Below are 16,538 nucleotides of genomic sequence, written 5' to 3' on the forward strand. Positions count from 1 at the left end.
ATTATGCAAAAGCGGGCGATTTATCCTGGCACCTTTGATCCCATCACTAACGGGCACATTGATATTGTCACCCGTGCCGCCACAATGTTTGACGAGCTGGTACTGGCGATTGCGGCCAGTCCAAGCAAAAAGCCGATGTTCGATCTTGATGAGCGCGTGGCGCTGGCGCAAGCCGCAACGGCGCATCTGCCGAACGTCACGGTGGTAGGCTTCAGCGATTTGATGGCAAACTTCGCACGGGCGCAGCAGGCAAATATCCTGATTCGCGGTTTGCGGGCGGTGGCGGATTTTGAATATGAGATGCAGTTGGCGCATATGAATCGCCATTTGATGCCAGAACTGGAAAGCGTTTATTTAATGCCGTCAAAAGAGTGGTCGTTTATCTCTTCGTCGTTGGTTAAAGAGGTGGCCCGCCATCAGGGTGATGTTGCGCATTTCCTGCCGCAGAACGTACACCAGGCGCTGCTGGATAAGTTGAAGTAATCTTTCGATGCCGGGCCGGATGGCAGCTTCGCTTTACCCGGCCGACAAAATTACGCTTATTTCTGACATCGACGACAATAAAATGTTGAGCGCTGTGCGTGTTTTGCCGCCACGATCGGTGCGCCGCACACACGACAAGGTTCCCCTTCCCTCCCGTAGACTTGCAGCTCCTGTGCGAAATAACCTGGCTTGCCGTCACTTTGCAGAAAATCTTTTAGCGTCGTTCCGCCCTGCTCAATAGATCGCAGCAACACCGCCTTGATGACCCGCACCAGGATGTCGCACTCCTGTTTTGAAAGCGACGAAGCCAGCCGATCAGGATGGATCCCGGCCGCAAAAAGCGATTCGCTGGCGTAGATATTCCCTACCCCCACCACCAGCTTGTTATCCATCAGCCAGGGTTTAATGGCCGTTTTTTTCCGGGCACATTTCTGTTGAAGATAGTCGGCATTAAAGTCATCGCTGAGCGGTTCCGGGCCAAGGTGAGCCAGCACGTTGTGGCCTTCCAGCTCTTTGGTCCATAGCCATGCGCCGAAACGGCGAGGATCGGTGTAGCGCAGCACTTTGCCGTTGCTCATCACCAGGTCAACGTGGTCATGTTTTTCCGGCGGCAGCTCATGGGGAAGAATACGCAGGCTGCCAGACATTCCCAGGTGAATGATGATCCAGCCATCAGGCAGCTCAAGCAGCAGGTATTTGGCGCGGCGCTGAACGCTGAGCACCAACTTATCGCTCAGGCTGTGAATTTCTTCGGAAACCGGCCAGCGTAATCGCCCGTTGCGCACCACCGCGTGCAGGATGGTCTCGCCCACCAGATGCGGTTCAATGCCTCTGCGGCTGGTTTCAACTTCGGGTAATTCAGGCATCTCGTCTCCGGCGTTTTTGCGGGTTGTCAGAAATGCAAAAACCCCGACAGTGCGGGGTTTTTGTTCAAGAAAACTAAAATTATTTGATTTTAGCTTCTTTGTACAGCACGTGCTGACGGACAACTGGATCGAACTTTTTCAGTTCCAGTTTTTCCGGCTTAGTACGTTTGTTCTTCGTGGTGGTGTAGAAGTGACCAGTACCAGCGGAAGAAACCAGCTTGATTTTCTCACGAATACCTTTAGCCATGATTTATATCCTTTAAGTACTTAGTACTTTTCGCCACGGGCACGCAGTTCAGACAGAACTGTATCGATGCCTTTCTTATCAATTACACGCATACCTTTAGCAGATACACGCAGGGTGACAAAACGCTTTTCGCTCTCAACCCAGAAACGGTGAGAGTGCAGGTTCGGCAGGAAACGGCGTTTAGTCGCGTTCAGTGCGTGGGAACGGTTATTACCGGTCACCGGACGCTTGCCAGTAACTTGGCAGACTCGGGACATGTCTATTCTCCAAAAATCAAATTAGCTCGAGCTTCGTATGGGGTATCGGCGCCTCGTCAGGCTTTACAGCCCGGTCATCGCAGTTCTATGTGAACTCTCGATTGCCAGGCCCAAATGCCAAACCCGAGATTCTCAAAGGTGGCGTAGTATACGCTGAGTCGGCGGTGTGCTCAAGTCCCGAACAGACAAAGATCCCGATGGATCGCGCAAAGTGGTCTAAATCCAACCACGTTCTGCAAAAGAAACGTACTCTCCGTGACCAATAACCAGATGATCAAGAACGCGAATGTCCATGAACTGGCAGCTTTTTATCACGCGTTCCGTGATCAATTTATCCGCTTTACTCGGCTCAGCGTTACCCGAGGGGTGATTATGCGCGAGGATCACGGCGGCTGCATTGACTTTTAACGCTTCACGTACAATTTCTCGTGGATGCACTTCCACATGATTGATGGTGCCGCTAAAGAGCCGGCAATGTTTAATGATGCGGTTCTGGTTATCCATCATGATGACCATAAAGATCTCGCGCTCTTCACTCGACAGCTGGCTTTGCAAAAACTCCCGGGCCAGTTCAGGGCTGAGCAGAGGGCTTTCTTCCACGACGATGCGGGCGTTATAAGAACGCCGCGCCAGTTCGCCAATGCCCCGCAGTTGCGCATATTTCGCCACGCCGATACCCGGAATATTTTTAAATTCCTCATAATCGGCAGAGAGCAATGTATATAGCGAACCAAACTGTTTCAGCATTTCCCGGGCAACGGTGAGCACACTCTTCCCGCGCGTTCCGGTGCGCAGAAACAGTGCCAATATCTCAGCATCGGTAAGGGCCTCAATACCTAACTCCAGCATTTTTTCGCGTGGTTTCTGGGGCATAAAAACGATATCCATATCCATTCCTCTCTGTCTCGCCTTAATGCTGCCACACCCGGCGCATCCCATTCGACTGCGAATTTTCATCCCTGCGTAGCGCCTCGCAAAGTGCCTTGCGGGCAAAAGCACGACAACATCAGGATTGTGATAAAATCCCCAGCTTCTGGTGAAATCCAACAGGAAAGAATCATGATCAGTCTGGCGGGTAAAAAAATTGTCCTCGGTGTAAGCGGCGGAATTGCTGCTTATAAAGCTCCTGAACTGGTGCGCCGTTTGCGCGATCGCGGAGCCGAAGTCCGCGTGGCAATGACCGAGGCCGCCAAAGCCTTTATCACCCCGATGAGCCTGCAAGCCGTTTCCGGCTATCCCGTTTCCGACAGCCTGTTGGATCCCGCTGCCGAAGCGGCGATGGGCCATATCGAACTGGGTAAATGGGCCGATCTGGTGATTTTGGCTCCCGCCACCGCCGACTTGATAGCCCGCGTCGCCGCCGGCATGGCCAACGATTTGGTTTCCACAATTTGCCTCGCTACGCCGTCGCCTGTCGCGGTGGTACCGGCCATGAACCAGCAGATGTACCGCGCCACCGCCACGCAGCACAATTTGCAGGTGCTGTCTTCTCGAGGCCTGCTGTTGTGGGGGCCAGACAGCGGTAGCCAGGCCTGTGGCGATATCGGCCCGGGGCGAATGCTCGATCCGCTCACTATTGTTGATATGGCCGCCGAACATTTTTCGCCGGTCAAAGATCTGCAACATCTGAACATCATGATTACCGCCGGGCCAACCCGTGAGCCGTTGGATCCGGTGCGTTACATCACCAATCTCAGCTCCGGCAAAATGGGCTTCGCCATTGCCGCCGCCGCCGCAAAACGCGGGGCCAACGTCACGCTGGTTTCCGGCCCGGTGTCGCTGCCAACGCCCGCCTTTGTGCAGCGCGTGGATGTGACTACCGCACTGGAGATGGAAGCCGCCGTGCAGAGCACAGCACAGCAGCAGCACATTTTTATTGGCTGCGCAGCGGTAGCGGATTACCGCGCCAGCCAAGTAGCTGATGAAAAGATTAAAAAGCAAGGCGATGAAATCACGATAAAAATGGTCAAAAACCCCGATATCGTGGCAGGTGTTGCGGCACTTTCTGTAAATCGCCCTTATGTTGTTGGGTTTGCCGCCGAAACAAATAATGTGGAAGAATACGCCCGGCAGAAACGCGCCCGCAAAAACCTCGACCTGATTTGCGCGAACGATGTTTCGAAATCCAATCAAGGTTTTAACAGCGATAACAACGCATTACACCTTTTCTGGCAGGATGGCGATAAACGTTTACCGCTGGAGCGCAAAGAGCTTCTGGGACACTTATTACTGGACGAGATTGTTACCCGTTATGATGAAAAAAATCGACGTTAAGATTCTGGACCCTCGCGTGGGTAAGCAGTTTCCGCTGCCGACCTATGCTACCGCCGGTTCCGCCGGCCTTGACCTGCGCGCCTGTCTTGATGACGCCGTAGCGCTGGCACCAGGCGCAACAACTTTGCTGCCGACCGGTCTGGCAATCCATATTGCCGATCCAGCGCTTGCCGCCGTGATTTTGCCGCGTTCAGGGCTGGGCCATAAACATGGCGTGGTGCTGGGTAATCTGGTTGGGCTGATTGATTCAGATTATCAGGGGCAACTGATGGTCTCTGTCTGGAACCGTGGGCAGGACAGCTTTACGATCGTTCCCGGCGAGCGCATCGCGCAAATGGTCTTTGTACCGGTTGTCCAGGCGGAGTTTAACCTGGTAGAAGATTTCGACGCCACCGAGCGTGGTGAGGGCGGCTTCGGCCATTCAGGGCGTCAATAAGCCGCTCTTTTTAACGCATCACACAGCAAAACAACGCGATAACATAACCGCAAACGCACCTCGTTTGCGGGTGTTGTGTGGTTGCTCGCCTGACAAGTGCTTATTTTCAGGGGTATTTTAGAACATGGCAGAAAAACAAACTGCGAAAAGGAATCGTCGCGAGGAAATACTTCAGTCTCTGGCGTTAATGCTGGAATCCAGTGATGGAAGCCAACGCATTACGACGGCGAAACTGGCGGCGTCCGTTGGCGTTTCTGAAGCTGCGCTGTATCGCCATTTTCCCAGCAAAACACGCATGTTCGATAGCCTGATCGAGTTTATCGAAGATAGCCTGATTACCCGTATCAACCTGATTTTAAAAGACGAAAAAGACACTACCACCCGTCTGCGTCTGATTATGCAGCTCATCCTTGGTTTCGGCGAGCGCAATCCGGGTTTGACGCGCATAATGACCGGCCACGCGTTGATGTTCGAACAGGATCGCCTGCAAGGGCGCATTAACCAGCTGTTTGAGCGTATAGAAGCGCAGCTACGTCAGGTACTGCGTGAGCGCAAGATGCGTGAAGGCGAAAGCTATACAACCGACGAAACACTGCTGGCAAGCCAGTTACTGGCGTTTTGCGAAGGAATGCTTTCACGCTATGTGCGCAGCGAGTTTAAATACAGCCCAACCGAGGATTTCGATGCCCGCTGGCCGTTGTTAGCCATGCAACTCCAGTAATACCATATGCAGTCCTTGTGGCTGCATTCGCGCTTCCCCCGCTTACTTTGCAAAATCACGGCGTAATTCCTTATATTACAGCGCGTCAATCCACGCCCCGTGCATCCTCACACAGGGCGTAAATGTTATACGCCGTACTCTTCGCGATAAGCGCGTACAGACGCCAGGAGATCGGCCATCTCCGGCTTCTCTTCCAGATAACTAATTAAATCATTCAGGGTAATGATTGAAATCACTTTACAGCCGTAGTCGCGTTCCACTTCCTGAATGGCGGAGATATCAGCACGGCCACGCTCCTGGCGATCCAGTGAAATCATCACACCCGCCAGCGTCGCGCCGTTGGCCTGAATGATTTCCATCGATTCACGAATCGCCGTACCGGCGGTTATCACGTCGTCCACCAGCATGACACGGCCCTGCAAGGCGCTACCGACCAGATTGCCGCCTTCACCGTGGTCTTTAGCTTCTTTACGGTTGAAGCAGTACGGCACATCGCGTTCGTGATGCTCCGCCAGCGCTACCGCCGTGGTGGTAGCAATCGGAATCCCTTTGTAGGCCGGGCCAAACAGCAGATCAAAATCGATACAGGAATCCACCAGCGCTTCGGCGTAAAAACGGCCTAACAGCGCCAGATCGCGCCCGGTATTAAACAGCCCTGCGTTGAAGAAATAGGGGCTTTTGCGCCCGGATTTCAGCGTAAATTCGCCGAACTTCAGTACCTGTTTGTTAAGCGCAAATTCAATAAACTGACGCTGATACGCTTTCATGGATTCGCTCCTCATCTCACTTTTTACAGACAACAAAAAGGGCGACATCGTCGCCCTTAATAATTAACTCGCCAGCGCCGCTTTCTGCGCCGCGATAATCGATTCAATCCCCCCTCTGGCTAACGCCAACAGGGTGAGTAGCTCTTCATGGGAGAAGGGCTCGCCTTCCGCGGTACCCTGAACTTCAATCATGCGACCATCTTCGGTCATTACTACGTTCATGTCGGTTTCCGCTGCGGAATCTTCCACATATTCAAGGTCACACACCGCTTCGCCGTTAACAATGCCGACGGACACCGCCGCAACCATCCCTTTCATTGGGTTAGTTTTCAGTTTTCCGGCGGCGACCAGTTTGTTCAGTGCATCGGCCAATGCGACACATGCACCAGTAATCGACGCGGTACGGGTACCACCATCGGCCTGGATAACGTCACAGTCGAGGGTAATGGTGAATTCACCGAGCGCATTCAAATCGACTGCGGCGCGCAGCGCACGGGCGATCAGGCGCTGGATTTCCATGGTGCGGCCGCCCTGCTTCCCTTTCGCAGCTTCACGCGCGTTACGGGTATGAGTAGAACGCGGCAGCATGCCATATTCGGCGGTGATCCAGCCCTGGCCCTGACCTTTCAGAAAACGCGGAACGCCTTCTTCAATGGAGGCGGTGCACAGAACTTTGGTATCACCAAATTCAACCAGCACGGAGCCTTCTGCGTGTTTTGTGTAGTTACGGGTCAGGGTGACGGGGCGCACTTGAGTGGCGCTACGGCCTGCTGGACGCATGATGATTTCTCCGGGCTGTTACGAATGTGGCTGCGCATTATACTGGCTTACCGAGGTTATGCCTATCCTGATAAGGCCATGAAAGCTATAATCCCCGCATCTCTCTTTAAAAACGGGAACGTCTATGATCCGCAGTATGACCGCCTACGCCCGGCGTGAAATCAAGGGTGAATGGGGCTCCGCCTCCTGGGAACTGCGCTCGGTTAACCAGCGATATCTGGAAACATATTTCCGCCTGCCGGAACAATTCCGCAGTCTCGAACCGGTTGTCCGTGAACGTCTTCGTACCCGTCTGACACGTGGCAAAGTCGAATGTAACCTGCGTTTTGAACCGGACTCGAGTGCACAAGGTGAACTGATTCTTAATGAAAAACTGGCGAAACAGCTGGTTACTGCCGCGAACTGGGTCAAAATGCAGAGCGACGAAGGGGAGATTAACCCAGTCGATATCCTGCGCTGGCCGGGCGTTATGGCTGCCCAGGAGCAGGATCTGGACGCGATCGCCGCGCAAATTCTTGCCGCACTGGATGGCGCGCTGGACGACTTTATCGTCGCCCGTGAGACCGAAGGCCAGGCGCTGAAAGCGCTGATCGAACAGCGTCTCGAAGGTGTCAGCGGCGAAGTCAGCAAGGTTCGTGCGCATATGCCGGAAATCCTGCAATGGCAGCGTGAGCGCCTGGTCGCCAAACTGGAAGACGCGCAAGTGCAACTGGAAAACAACCGACTCGAGCAGGAACTGGTGCTAATGGCGCAGCGAATCGACGTTGCCGAAGAGCTGGACCGACTCGAAGCGCATGTTAAAGAGACTTACAACATCCTGAAGAAGAAGGAAGCGGTCGGTCGCCGTCTCGACTTTATGATGCAGGAGTTCAACCGCGAGTCGAACACGCTGGCCTCCAAGTCTATTAACGCTGAAGTGACCAACTCCGCTATCGAACTGAAAGTGCTGATCGAGCAAATGCGCGAGCAGATCCAGAATATCGAGTAACGCTTCATACTGTCGCACTGCGTTGCAGAACGCCCCGCCAAGCCCGCTAACCACGGGCTTTTTACTATATTGTCGTCATCGCACAGGATTGCGTGAAATCATACGCAAGCTTGCGCCCGGCGCCGTCTTCATCAGCGGATAATTTCTTGCAACACAATTAAGTCCGTGAAATGAAAAGTGGGCACGATGAGTATCCTGAAAAGAGGAAGCCCGACAATATAAAAAACACCTGCGAGTAATTGACCCGGTATATATATCCTTTATTATTTCGCTGGTATTTATATAGTTAACAGACCCAAAACGATCCACAACAGCACATAAACGCCGTAATTTTTCGCCGTTAAAAACGTAAGAAAAAATAACATCCCTACGCACATAACATCAATTAACTAACTGATAATAATTAAAAAAACTCAGATCGTGGAGAAAAAATAGCGACAATAACAATACGGTTGTTAACCAATATATTAGTACCAGGAGAAAATTTATTACTGATTGCCAGCAGAATAGCCGCCTATTTATATCGACACCATTTGAATGCTACCTCCATAGAGGTAGGTGATTTAATTTCTCGATAAGGGTTTGTTATGACTATCAGGCGCGTTTCTTTCTTATTATTTGCAATACTGATTGGCATTTTTCTTGTGAGTTCCGCTACTAATTTGTGGCGACTCACGCAAAGCAACCGCACGTTAGACAATACGAATAACGAGCTAAACGTGATTCTTTATGTGATAGACCCGATCAACCACAGCCGCACTGTGCGCGTAGTGCTGCGCGAAGCCATATCCCATGCACACAAGGGCGACATGCAAGCGGCACGGGCGGCTATTGAAAAAGCTGAAATCACCTTACAAAAAGGCGTGGGAGCTTTTAATAATTATCTATCCGCCCCGCATTATCCTGGTGAGAGTAAATTCGAACCGGGGTATCGCGCAGCGTGGAAAGAATATTACGACAAAGGCTTATTCCCCTTGTTACAAGCGGCGAAAGCCAACGATTTTGTACAGTTCGAATCGCTGGTAGGCGACACCTTACCTAAGCTTGATCACGATTTTGAAGTCGCGCTGGATAAGCTGTTAGCGTTTCGTAATATCTACGCAGATAAACGTAACCAGGAGGCGCAGCAGCATTTCACTAGCAGCGTTATTAATGTGGTCGCTTTCACTGTACTGTTTGTCTTAATTGTTGCTTTGGTGTTTGTCGCAATTCGCCGTCGTCTCTTAACCCCGTTAGCTATCGCACATAATGAGTGTTCGCGCATCGCAGCAGGCGAATTGCATAATCCGATCAACGCCACGGCGGGAGACGAAATCAGCGACATGCTTCGCGCTATCGAATCCATGCGCGTATCGCTGGTAGACATCATCCACAAAGTGAAATCTTCAAGTGATCATGTGTCGCATTCAGCACAGGAAATCGACGCGGGAAATACTGACCTCTCATCACGCACAGAGCAACAAGCGGCGTCATTGGGGCAGACCGCTGCGAGTCTGGAAGAAATCACCTCCACTGTTAAGAAAACGTCCGAGAATTCACAATACGCCACACGCCTGGCGGAAGAGATGCGCACAGCCGCGTTAACGAGCGATCAAACTATGCAACAGGCCATGACTTCGATGCGAGATATCGAAACCAGCTCTGGCAAGGTGAGCGATATTATCGGAGTCATTGAGGGAATCGCGTTTCAGACCAATATTCTTGCCCTTAACGCAGCGGTAGAAGCCGCCCGCGCCGGTGAGCAAGGGCGCGGTTTTGCAGTTGTAGCCAGCGAGGTACGCAATCTGGCGCAGCGTTGTGCTGTTGCGGCGAAAGAGATTGCCGCATTACTGGAGAAAGCACGGGAAGAAGTGCTAACCGGCGGCGAGCATGTAATGCACGCAGGTGAGAGCATGAAACAGATTATTACCACTGTTAGCCACGTTTCTGAGCTTATGAAAGAAATTGCGGTTGCGACAGGTGAACAAAGTATTGGTATCGATCAAATAAATGCAGCTATCGCGCAGATTGACACAGTCACCCAACAGAATGCCGCGCTAGTTGAAGAGTCATCCACCGAGGCGCGGGTGCTCAATGAGCAATCCATAATGTTGGCTAACACCGTCTCCCTTTTCCGTTTAGCTTAATATCTCCCGCACGCGCTGCCGCTGCTTGCCGCTGGCGCGTGCACACATATCTCATGAGCTTATCGCTGATATTTAACAAACAACTCCCGAACATCGATTCAGATCTTCGCGGCTTTAAAAGGGAAAAATTTGCTGACCAATCTTTCTTCATGCTACGGCCAACAAATTAGATAAACTAATCCGAAACACCTCTCCTTAGAAAAACTCAATCGTCCCGCTGCCGCGTAATCGTTACCCTGCCGCATCTACATCACGGAGGCGGGCATGCTGCTACACATTCTTTATCTTATCGGTATCACCGCCGAAGCGATGACCGGTGCACTGGCAGCTGGCCGTCGCCGGATGGACACCTTTGGCGTCATTATCATTGCCACCGCCACGGCACTCGGCGGCGGTTCGGTACGCGATATCCTGCTGGGCCACTATCCGCTCGGCTGGGTGAAGCACCCGGAATACGTCATCATTGTTGCCATCGCCGCAGTGCTGACGACTATCTTCGCACCAGTGATGCCGCATCTGCGCCGCCTGTTTCTCATACTTGATGCCCTTGGTCTGGTTGTTTTCTCTATTATCGGTGCACAAACCGCGCTTGATATGGGCGAAGGCCCGGTGATCGCCGTGATTGCCGCTGTCGTCACCGGGGTTTTTGGCGGTGTGCTGCGCGATATGTTCTGTAAACGTATTCCTCTGGTATTCCAGAAAGAGCTCTACGCCGGGATCGCGTTTGCTGCCGCCGTGGTTTATATCGCGCTGGGCCATGTCATTACCAGCCACGATACCGTCGTGATTACCACGCTGCTGTTTGGTTTCACGACCCGCCTGCTGGCCATTCGCTGGAAGCTGGGCTTGCCGGTGTTTCACTACAAACATAGCGCTCACTGAAACGCTTTCACGCCTTGCTTACCCAGCCATGTTGTCAGTTGTTCAATCACTGGCGCATGGATAAAAGCGATAATCTGGCGGGCTTTTTCTGCACCAATAGCGGGTAGCTGTTGCCAGGCCTGATCATCCCGCCCTTTTATTTGTTGCCATGAAGTATCACCAGCGGCGTTGATCGCAGATTGCGGCATCGGTGTACTGAGCGCGTTAAGCCAGCGGATAAAAGGCTTTTCGCGCGTCAGGGAAAAACGGTGCCAGAGCTGTAGCCCACGCGCTGGCGAGATGCCAGGCGTTGCCTGCAACTGCTCTTTCGTTAATGTCAGCCAGGAAAAGAGATGCTCAAAGTGATGCGTCTGGTGCAGCATTCGCCATCCGCTCTCACCCAGACCGTCCAGATCCAGCGCCTTTGCTGAACTTAGCCATACCAGGCGGGCAATAAACTGTTCGTGGCAATCCGGGGCGACATAAAAACAGCTAAGCGGCGTAAAGCGCGAAGCGGGAGGAACAGACCGCTCCCGAACAAGGCTGCGCCAGACCACACGATCAATGCGCGGAATACCCTGCCCAGCAAGGCTGATAGCAATGTTATCTCCTGGCGCAATATCCAGTTCCTGCCAACGTCTTACTGAGCCGACATTCACCCTCTGGACACGCTTGTCATCAAGCTGTACCGGCTCGAGCAGGGCGACGACGGAAATTTTGCCGGTGCGCCCAACGGCGAATTGAATATCTTTTACGGCAGCGACTTCCTCGACGGGCTCGTATTTCCACGCCACAACCCAGTCGCCCTGACCGGGCAGCCAATTTTTACCCGCAGGTTCTGTGCTGGTGCGCACCACCACACCATCGGTGACGAACGGTAGCGATGAGGTAAACCACCGCTCACGCAGATTCTCCACATCCTGCACGGAGTTGACCGGCACACTGTAATGCTGCATGTCGCTAAACCCGGCTTTACCGAGCGCAATCAGCCGCTGTGCTAATGTTGCCGGGCCGTCTGGCCAGGCCCAGACAAAAAAGGCCAGCTCGTTGAGAATGGCAGGATTATCACGCCGCAGCATCGCGCCCGCCACTTTTGCCCGCGCGTTAACCCCTCCAGCCTGTTTTTGCACATGATTTTCACGGCGTAGATAGAGCTCGCCTTGTAACACACTGTTTGCCAGTACACCGACCACGGTTTTGGGGATTGATGGAATTGCGCGTACTTTTGCCGTCCAGTCTTCACCTATCAGGCCATTTCCCCGGCTGATGGCCTGCACCAGCTCGCCGTTGCGATACACCAGTGTGACCGCAATACCGTCCACCTTCGGCTGCACCCACAGATCCTGTTTACCCACCATCCACTGGCGTAACGCGAATTTATCCGTCAGCTTGCGCACTCCGGTGTGTGCAACCGGATGTCTCACACTACCGCCTGGCAATGCAGGCGATTGACGGGTAGATTCAATGGCAAAGCAGCGCTGCCACTGCGCCAGCCGGGCGCTTAAACGGTCATAAACACCGTCACTCACTTCACTTGCGCCCTGCTTCCAGTAGGCATCATTCCACTTGCCGAGCTGTTGTTGCAGGCGGCCAATCTCATCTTGCGCCCGCGATGGCGACCAGACCGGGCAGGTCGCCTGGCTTAACGCGCTCCATAGCAGCAGAAAAACGGTCATTCCGGCTCTTTTCCACATCATGCTTTCTCCCTTGTGATTGCGGTTTGGTTATACCGTGGGCGGTTGGATGCTTCGAGCAGGAAAAAGCGAGATTGCGAGCCGGGTTCCAGCAACTCGTTGCGGCGGTGAAAATTTGCAAATAAATCAGGAAACGAGTGCGCAAAACGCCATACTCAATGGGAAAAAGTGTGACAAAGACTACGTCACATAGCGCTGATGTGTATAATAGGCACGTATGTAAGTTCCTCTCGCATTCACATACAAAAGACTCTCATGGCTCAAGGCACGCTCTATATTGTTTCCGCCCCCAGTGGCGCGGGTAAATCAAGCCTCATCCAGGCTTTGCTGAAAACCCAACCGTTATACGACACACAAGTTTCTGTTTCGCACACTACCCGCGCTCCGCGCCCGGGCGAAGTACACGGTGAACACTATTTCTTTGTTAATCATGATGAATTCAAAGCCATGATTAATGATGACGCGTTTCTTGAGCACGCCGAAGTTTTTGGCAACTACTACGGCACGTCTCGTGCCGCTATTGAGCAAGTGCTGGCAACCGGTGTAGATGTTTTTCTCGATATCGACTGGCAGGGCGCACAGCAAATTCGCACCCGTATGCCGCAGGCGCGCAGCATCTTTATTCTGCCGCCGTCGAAGCTGGAGCTGGATCGCCGCCTACGTGGGCGTGGCCAGGATAGCGAAGAGGTGATTGCGAAGCGTATGGCGCAGGCGGTTGCGGAAATGAGCCATTACGCGGAATATGATTACCTGATTGTGAATGATGATTTCGATACCGCCCTGGGCGATCTGAAAACCATTATTCGCGCCGAACGTCTGCGCATGGGCCGCCAAAAGCAGCGACATGACGCTTTAATCAGCAAACTATTGGCAGACTGAGCCTGGTTTCAGTATCATGCCCAGTCATTTCTTCACCTGTGGAGCATTTTAAGTATGGCACGCGTAACTGTTCAGGACGCTGTAGAGAAAGTTGGTAACCGTTTTGACCTGGTGCTGGTCGCCGCGCGTCGCGCTCGTCAGATGCAGGTTGGCGGTAAAGATCCGTTAGTTCCGGAAGAAAACGATAAAACCACCGTTATCGCGCTGCGCGAAATCGAAGAAGGTCTGATTAACAACCAGATCCTCGACGTACGTGAGCGCCAGGAGCAGCAAGAGCAGGAAGCCGCAGAATTGCAGGCTGTTACCGCCATTGCTGAAGGTCGTCGTTAATTAACCCGCAGGTCACCCTTGTATCTGTTTGAAAGCCTGAATCAGCTGATTCAAAACTATCTGCCTGAAGACCAAATCAAACGTCTCAGGCAGGCGTATCTCGTTGCACGTGACGCTCACGAGGGTCAAACACGTTCAAGCGGTGAACCTTATATCACGCACCCGGTAGCGGTGGCCTGTATTCTGGCCGAGATGAAACTCGACTATGAAACGCTGATGGCCGCACTGCTGCATGACGTGATTGAAGATACCCCTGCCACCTACCAGGATATGGAGCAATTGTTTGGCAAAAGCGTTGCCGAGCTGGTGGAAGGGGTCTCTAAGCTTGATAAGCTCAAGTTTCAGGATAAGAAAGAAGCGCAGGCCGAAAACTTTCGCAAGATGATTATGGCGATGGTGCAAGACATCCGCGTCATTCTTATCAAACTCGCCGACCGCACCCATAACATGCGCACGCTGGGCTCTCTTCGCCCGGATAAACGTCGTCGCATCGCCCGTGAAACCCTCGAAATCTATAGTCCGCTGGCACACCGTTTAGGTATTCATCACATCAAAACCGAGCTGGAAGAGCTGGGCTTTGAAGCACTGTATCCAAACCGCTATCGCGTGATTAAAGAAGTGGTGAAAGCCGCACGCGGCAACCGTAAAGAGATGATTCAAAAAATCCTCTCCGAAATCGAAGGGCGTTTACAGGAAGCGGGCATTCCCTGTCGCGTCAGCGGGCGCGAAAAGCATCTTTACTCCATCTACTGCAAGATGGTGCTTAAAGAGCAGCGTTTTCACTCGATCATGGATATTTACGCCTTCCGTGTGATTGTTCATGACCTGGATACCTGCTACCGCGTGCTCGGTCAGATGCACAGCTTGTACAAGCCGCGTCCCGGTCGCGTAAAAGACTATATTGCGATACCCAAGGCGAACGGCTATCAGTCGCTGCATACCTCAATGATTGGTCCGCATGGCGTGCCGGTTGAGGTGCAGATCCGTACCGAAGATATGGATCAAATGGCAGAAATGGGGGTTGCCGCACACTGGGCTTATAAAGAGCACGGCGAAAGCAGCACCACTGCGCAAATTCGCGCCCAGCGCTGGATGCAAAGCCTGTTGGAGCTGCAACAAAGCGCCGGTAACTCATTTGAATTTATCGAAAGCGTTAAATCTGATCTCTTCCCCGATGAGATTTACGTTTTCACTCCGGAAGGCCGCATTGTCGAATTGCCCGCTGGCGCGACGCCGGTGGATTTCGCCTACGCAGTCCATACGGATATCGGCCACGCCTGCGTTGGCGCACGCGTTGACCGCCAGCCGTATCCGCTATCGCAATCGCTCTCCAGCGGTCAGACGGTCGAGATTATAACCGCGCCGGGCGCTCGCCCGAACGCTGCATGGCTGAACTTTGTTGTCAGCTCGAAAGCGCGCGCCAAAATCCGCCAGATGCTGAAAAACCTCAAACGCGATGACTCGGTAAGCCTGGGTCGCCGTCTGTTGAACCATGCTTTGGGCGGTAGCCGCAAGCTGGCGGAAATCCCGCCGGAGCATATTCAGCGTGAGCTGGATCGTATGAAGCTGGCCTCGCTTGACGATCTGCTGGCAGAAATCGGCCTCGGCAACGCCATGAGCGTCGTCGTGGCAAAAAATTTGCAGCAAGGGGAAGCCGTACAAGCAACACAATCATCGTCCAGCGCAAATGGTCATCTGCCGATTAAAGGCGCAGACGGCGTACTGATTACGTTTGCCAAATGCTGTCGACCTATCCCTGGTGACCCGATTGTCGCCCACGTCAGCCCCGGTAAAGGGTTGGTTATCCACCATGAGTCCTGCCGTAATATTCGTGGCTACCAGAAAGAGCCAGAGAAATTTATGGCTGTGGAGTGGGATAAAGAGACCGCCCAGGAATTTATCACCGAGATCAAGGTTGATATGTTCAACCACCAGGGCGCACTGGCCAACCTGACAGCAGCCATTAACACGGCCTCCTCCAATATTCAGAGCCTGAATACCGAAGAGAAAGATGGCCGCGTTTACAGCGCTTTCATCCGCCTTACGGCGCGCGATCGCGTCCATCTGGCGAATATCATGCGTAAAATCCGCGTGATGCCGGATGTGATTAAAGTCACCCGTAACCGAAACTGATTGTATGAATTCTCAGCGTTATGCGCGTATTCGCGAGATGCTCGCCAGGCGTCAACCCGATTTGACCGTCTGTATGGAACAGGTTCACAAGCCTCATAACGTCTCTGCCATTATCCGTACTGCGGATGCCGTTGGCGTACATGAAGTCCACGCCGTCTGGCCGGGCAACCGCATGCGCACCATGGCCTCATCTGCGGCGGGCAGCAATAGCTGGGTAGAAGTGAAAACTCATCGCACCATTGCAGACGCGGTTGGCGCGCTAAAACAGCGCGGCATGCAAATCCTCGCCACCCATCTGTCTGACAAAGCCGTCGACTTTCGCGAAATCGACTATACCCGCCCGACCTGTATTCTGATGGGCCAGGAGAAAACCGGGATCACTCAGGAAGCGCTGGATCTTGCGGATCGGGACATCATCATCCCGATGATTGGTATGGTGCAGTCGCTCAATGTTTCGGTTGCATCAGCACTTATTCTTTACGAAGCGCAGCGCCAGCGGCAAAACGCTGGCATGTACCAGCGCGAAAACAGCACATTGCCAGATGCCGAACAACAACGGCTGTTGTTTGAGGGCGGTTACCCGGTGCTGGCCAGAGTCGCGAAACGCAAAGGTCTGCCTTATCCTCACGTGAATAATGAAGGCCAGATTGAAGCCGACCCGACGTGGTGGTCCACCATGCAGGCCTCGAGGTAACC

Annotated in this window: 18 protein-coding genes; 11 read left to right on the forward strand and 7 right to left on the reverse strand. The window is 53.0% G+C overall.

Features of this window, described 5'->3' with window-relative positions; translation table 11 throughout:
• Window positions 1–3: 3 nt before the first annotated feature.
• The gene (gene coaD, locus Q5705_06250) at window positions 4–483 is read left to right on the forward strand and encodes a pantetheine-phosphate adenylyltransferase (GenBank protein ID WLI78149.1); all 480 of its coding nucleotides are present in this window, start codon (window positions 4–6) and stop codon (window positions 481–483) included.
• Between the two features lie 56 nt (window positions 484–539).
• Here coaD and mutM read toward each other — a convergent pair whose 3' ends face one another.
• The 4 genes from mutM to radC form a co-directional block, all read right to left on the reverse strand.
• Window positions 540–1,349 carry a bifunctional DNA-formamidopyrimidine glycosylase/DNA-(apurinic or apyrimidinic site) lyase gene (gene mutM, locus Q5705_06255; protein ID WLI78150.1) on the reverse strand — a complete coding sequence of 270 codons (810 nt, stop codon included), beginning with the start codon at window positions 1,347–1,349 and terminating at the stop codon, window positions 540–542.
• A 79-nt stretch (window positions 1,350–1,428) separates the two neighbouring features.
• Window positions 1,429–1,596 (reverse strand): 50S ribosomal protein L33, encoded by a 168-nt coding sequence (gene rpmG / locus Q5705_06260; protein WLI78151.1) that lies wholly within the window; start codon window positions 1,594–1,596, stop codon window positions 1,429–1,431.
• Window positions 1,597–1,616: 20 nt separating this feature from the next.
• The gene (gene rpmB, locus Q5705_06265) at window positions 1,617–1,853 is read right to left on the reverse strand and encodes a 50S ribosomal protein L28 (protein ID WLI78152.1); all 237 of its coding nucleotides are present in this window, start codon (window positions 1,851–1,853) and stop codon (window positions 1,617–1,619) included.
• A 216-nt stretch (window positions 1,854–2,069) separates the two neighbouring features.
• Window positions 2,070–2,741, reverse strand: coding sequence for a DNA repair protein RadC (gene radC, locus Q5705_06270; GenBank protein ID WLI78153.1), 672 nt, complete (start codon window positions 2,739–2,741; stop codon window positions 2,070–2,072).
• Window positions 2,742–2,912: 171 nt separating this feature from the next.
• Between radC and coaBC the strand changes: the two genes are divergently transcribed.
• The 3 genes from coaBC to slmA all read left to right on the forward strand — a co-directional run bounded on the left by coaBC (window position 2,913) and on the right by slmA (window position 5,284).
• A complete protein-coding gene (gene coaBC, locus Q5705_06275) occupies window positions 2,913–4,127 on the forward strand; it encodes a bifunctional phosphopantothenoylcysteine decarboxylase/phosphopantothenate--cysteine ligase CoaBC (protein ID WLI78154.1) in 1,215 nt (404 codons plus the stop codon).
• Complete coding sequence (dut, locus tag Q5705_06280) at window positions 4,105–4,563, forward strand: dUTP diphosphatase (protein WLI78155.1); 459 nt, start codon at window positions 4,105–4,107, stop codon at window positions 4,561–4,563. Before coaBC ends, dut begins: the two co-directional genes overlap by 23 nt.
• Before the next feature lie 124 nt (window positions 4,564–4,687).
• A complete protein-coding gene (slmA, locus tag Q5705_06285) occupies window positions 4,688–5,284 on the forward strand; it encodes a nucleoid occlusion factor SlmA (protein WLI78156.1) in 597 nt (198 codons plus the stop codon).
• A gap of 125 nt (window positions 5,285–5,409) precedes the next feature.
• Here slmA and pyrE read toward each other — a convergent pair whose 3' ends face one another.
• The gene (pyrE, locus tag Q5705_06290; protein ID WLI78157.1) at window positions 5,410–6,051 is read right to left on the reverse strand and encodes an orotate phosphoribosyltransferase; all 642 of its coding nucleotides are present in this window, start codon (window positions 6,049–6,051) and stop codon (window positions 5,410–5,412) included.
• A gap of 63 nt (window positions 6,052–6,114) precedes the next feature.
• Window positions 6,115–6,831, reverse strand: coding sequence for a ribonuclease PH (gene rph, locus Q5705_06295; protein WLI78158.1), 717 nt, complete (start codon window positions 6,829–6,831; stop codon window positions 6,115–6,117).
• Window positions 6,832–6,955: 124 nt separating this feature from the next.
• On the opposite strand from rph, the gene Q5705_06300 reads away from it, so the two are divergent.
• The 3 genes from Q5705_06300 (at window position 6,956) to Q5705_06310 (ending at window position 10,827) form a co-directional block, all read left to right on the forward strand.
• Window positions 6,956–7,819, forward strand: coding sequence for a YicC/YloC family endoribonuclease (locus Q5705_06300; GenBank protein ID WLI78159.1), 864 nt, complete (start codon window positions 6,956–6,958; stop codon window positions 7,817–7,819).
• Between the two features lie 587 nt (window positions 7,820–8,406).
• Window positions 8,407–9,945: a methyl-accepting chemotaxis protein gene (locus tag Q5705_06305; GenBank protein ID WLI78160.1), complete on the forward strand. Its 1,539-nt coding sequence runs from the start codon at window positions 8,407–8,409 to the stop codon at window positions 9,943–9,945.
• A 264-nt stretch (window positions 9,946–10,209) separates the two neighbouring features.
• Complete coding sequence (locus tag Q5705_06310) at window positions 10,210–10,827, forward strand: trimeric intracellular cation channel family protein (GenBank protein WLI78161.1); 618 nt, start codon at window positions 10,210–10,212, stop codon at window positions 10,825–10,827.
• Here Q5705_06310 and ligB read toward each other — a convergent pair.
• Window positions 10,821–12,500, reverse strand: coding sequence for an NAD-dependent DNA ligase LigB (gene ligB, locus Q5705_06315; protein WLI78985.1), 1,680 nt, complete (start codon window positions 12,498–12,500; stop codon window positions 10,821–10,823). The two genes, Q5705_06310 and ligB, sit on opposite strands and share 7 nt — an antisense overlap.
• Before the next feature lie 255 nt (window positions 12,501–12,755).
• On the opposite strand from ligB, the gene gmk reads away from it, so the two are divergent.
• The 4 genes from gmk to trmH are packed head-to-tail and all read left to right on the forward strand — an operon-like array spanning window position 12,756 to window position 16,536.
• Window positions 12,756–13,379: a guanylate kinase gene (gene gmk, locus Q5705_06320; GenBank protein ID WLI78162.1), complete on the forward strand. Its 624-nt coding sequence runs from the start codon at window positions 12,756–12,758 to the stop codon at window positions 13,377–13,379.
• 54 nt (window positions 13,380–13,433) lie between these two features.
• Window positions 13,434–13,709: a DNA-directed RNA polymerase subunit omega gene (gene rpoZ / locus Q5705_06325; protein WLI78163.1), complete on the forward strand. Its 276-nt coding sequence runs from the start codon at window positions 13,434–13,436 to the stop codon at window positions 13,707–13,709.
• Between the two features lie 18 nt (window positions 13,710–13,727).
• A complete protein-coding gene (spoT, locus tag Q5705_06330) occupies window positions 13,728–15,842 on the forward strand; it encodes a bifunctional GTP diphosphokinase/guanosine-3',5'-bis pyrophosphate 3'-pyrophosphohydrolase (GenBank protein ID WLI78164.1) in 2,115 nt (704 codons plus the stop codon).
• Window positions 15,843–15,846: 4 nt separating this feature from the next.
• Window positions 15,847–16,536 carry a tRNA (guanosine(18)-2'-O)-methyltransferase TrmH gene (gene trmH, locus Q5705_06335; GenBank protein ID WLI78165.1) on the forward strand — a complete coding sequence of 230 codons (690 nt, stop codon included), beginning with the start codon at window positions 15,847–15,849 and terminating at the stop codon, window positions 16,534–16,536.
• The last annotated feature ends 2 nt before the right edge of the window (window positions 16,537–16,538 follow it).

Origin of the sequence: Kosakonia sp. H02 (assembly GCA_030704225.1) — a bacterium.
In the GTDB taxonomy this organism is placed as follows: domain Bacteria; phylum Pseudomonadota; class Gammaproteobacteria; order Enterobacterales; family Enterobacteriaceae; genus Kosakonia.

Coding starts and splice junctions, on each gene's coding strand:
- coaD (WLI78149.1), top strand. CDS start 4: ATGCAAAAGCGGGCGATTTATCCTGGCACCTTTGATCCCATCACTAAC.
- mutM (WLI78150.1), bottom strand. CDS start 1,349: ATGCCTGAATTACCCGAAGTTGAAACCAGCCGCAGAGGCATTGAACCG.
- rpmG (WLI78151.1), bottom strand. CDS start 1,596: ATGGCTAAAGGTATTCGTGAGAAAATCAAGCTGGTTTCTTCCGCTGGT.
- rpmB (WLI78152.1), bottom strand. CDS start 1,853: ATGTCCCGAGTCTGCCAAGTTACTGGCAAGCGTCCGGTGACCGGTAAT.
- radC (WLI78153.1), bottom strand. CDS start 2,741: ATGGATATCGTTTTTATGCCCCAGAAACCACGCGAAAAAATGCTGGAG.
- coaBC (WLI78154.1), top strand. CDS start 2,913: ATGATCAGTCTGGCGGGTAAAAAAATTGTCCTCGGTGTAAGCGGCGGA.
- dut (WLI78155.1), top strand. CDS start 4,105: ATGATGAAAAAAATCGACGTTAAGATTCTGGACCCTCGCGTGGGTAAG.
- slmA (WLI78156.1), top strand. CDS start 4,688: ATGGCAGAAAAACAAACTGCGAAAAGGAATCGTCGCGAGGAAATACTT.
- pyrE (WLI78157.1), bottom strand. CDS start 6,051: ATGAAAGCGTATCAGCGTCAGTTTATTGAATTTGCGCTTAACAAACAG.
- rph (WLI78158.1), bottom strand. CDS start 6,831: ATGCGTCCAGCAGGCCGTAGCGCCACTCAAGTGCGCCCCGTCACCCTG.
- Q5705_06300 (WLI78159.1), top strand. CDS start 6,956: ATGATCCGCAGTATGACCGCCTACGCCCGGCGTGAAATCAAGGGTGAA.
- Q5705_06305 (WLI78160.1), top strand. CDS start 8,407: ATGACTATCAGGCGCGTTTCTTTCTTATTATTTGCAATACTGATTGGC.
- Q5705_06310 (WLI78161.1), top strand. CDS start 10,210: ATGCTGCTACACATTCTTTATCTTATCGGTATCACCGCCGAAGCGATG.
- ligB (WLI78985.1), bottom strand. CDS start 12,500: ATGTGGAAAAGAGCCGGAATGACCGTTTTTCTGCTGCTATGGAGCGCG.
- gmk (WLI78162.1), top strand. CDS start 12,756: ATGGCTCAAGGCACGCTCTATATTGTTTCCGCCCCCAGTGGCGCGGGT.
- rpoZ (WLI78163.1), top strand. CDS start 13,434: ATGGCACGCGTAACTGTTCAGGACGCTGTAGAGAAAGTTGGTAACCGT.
- trmH (WLI78165.1), top strand. CDS start 15,847: ATGAATTCTCAGCGTTATGCGCGTATTCGCGAGATGCTCGCCAGGCGT.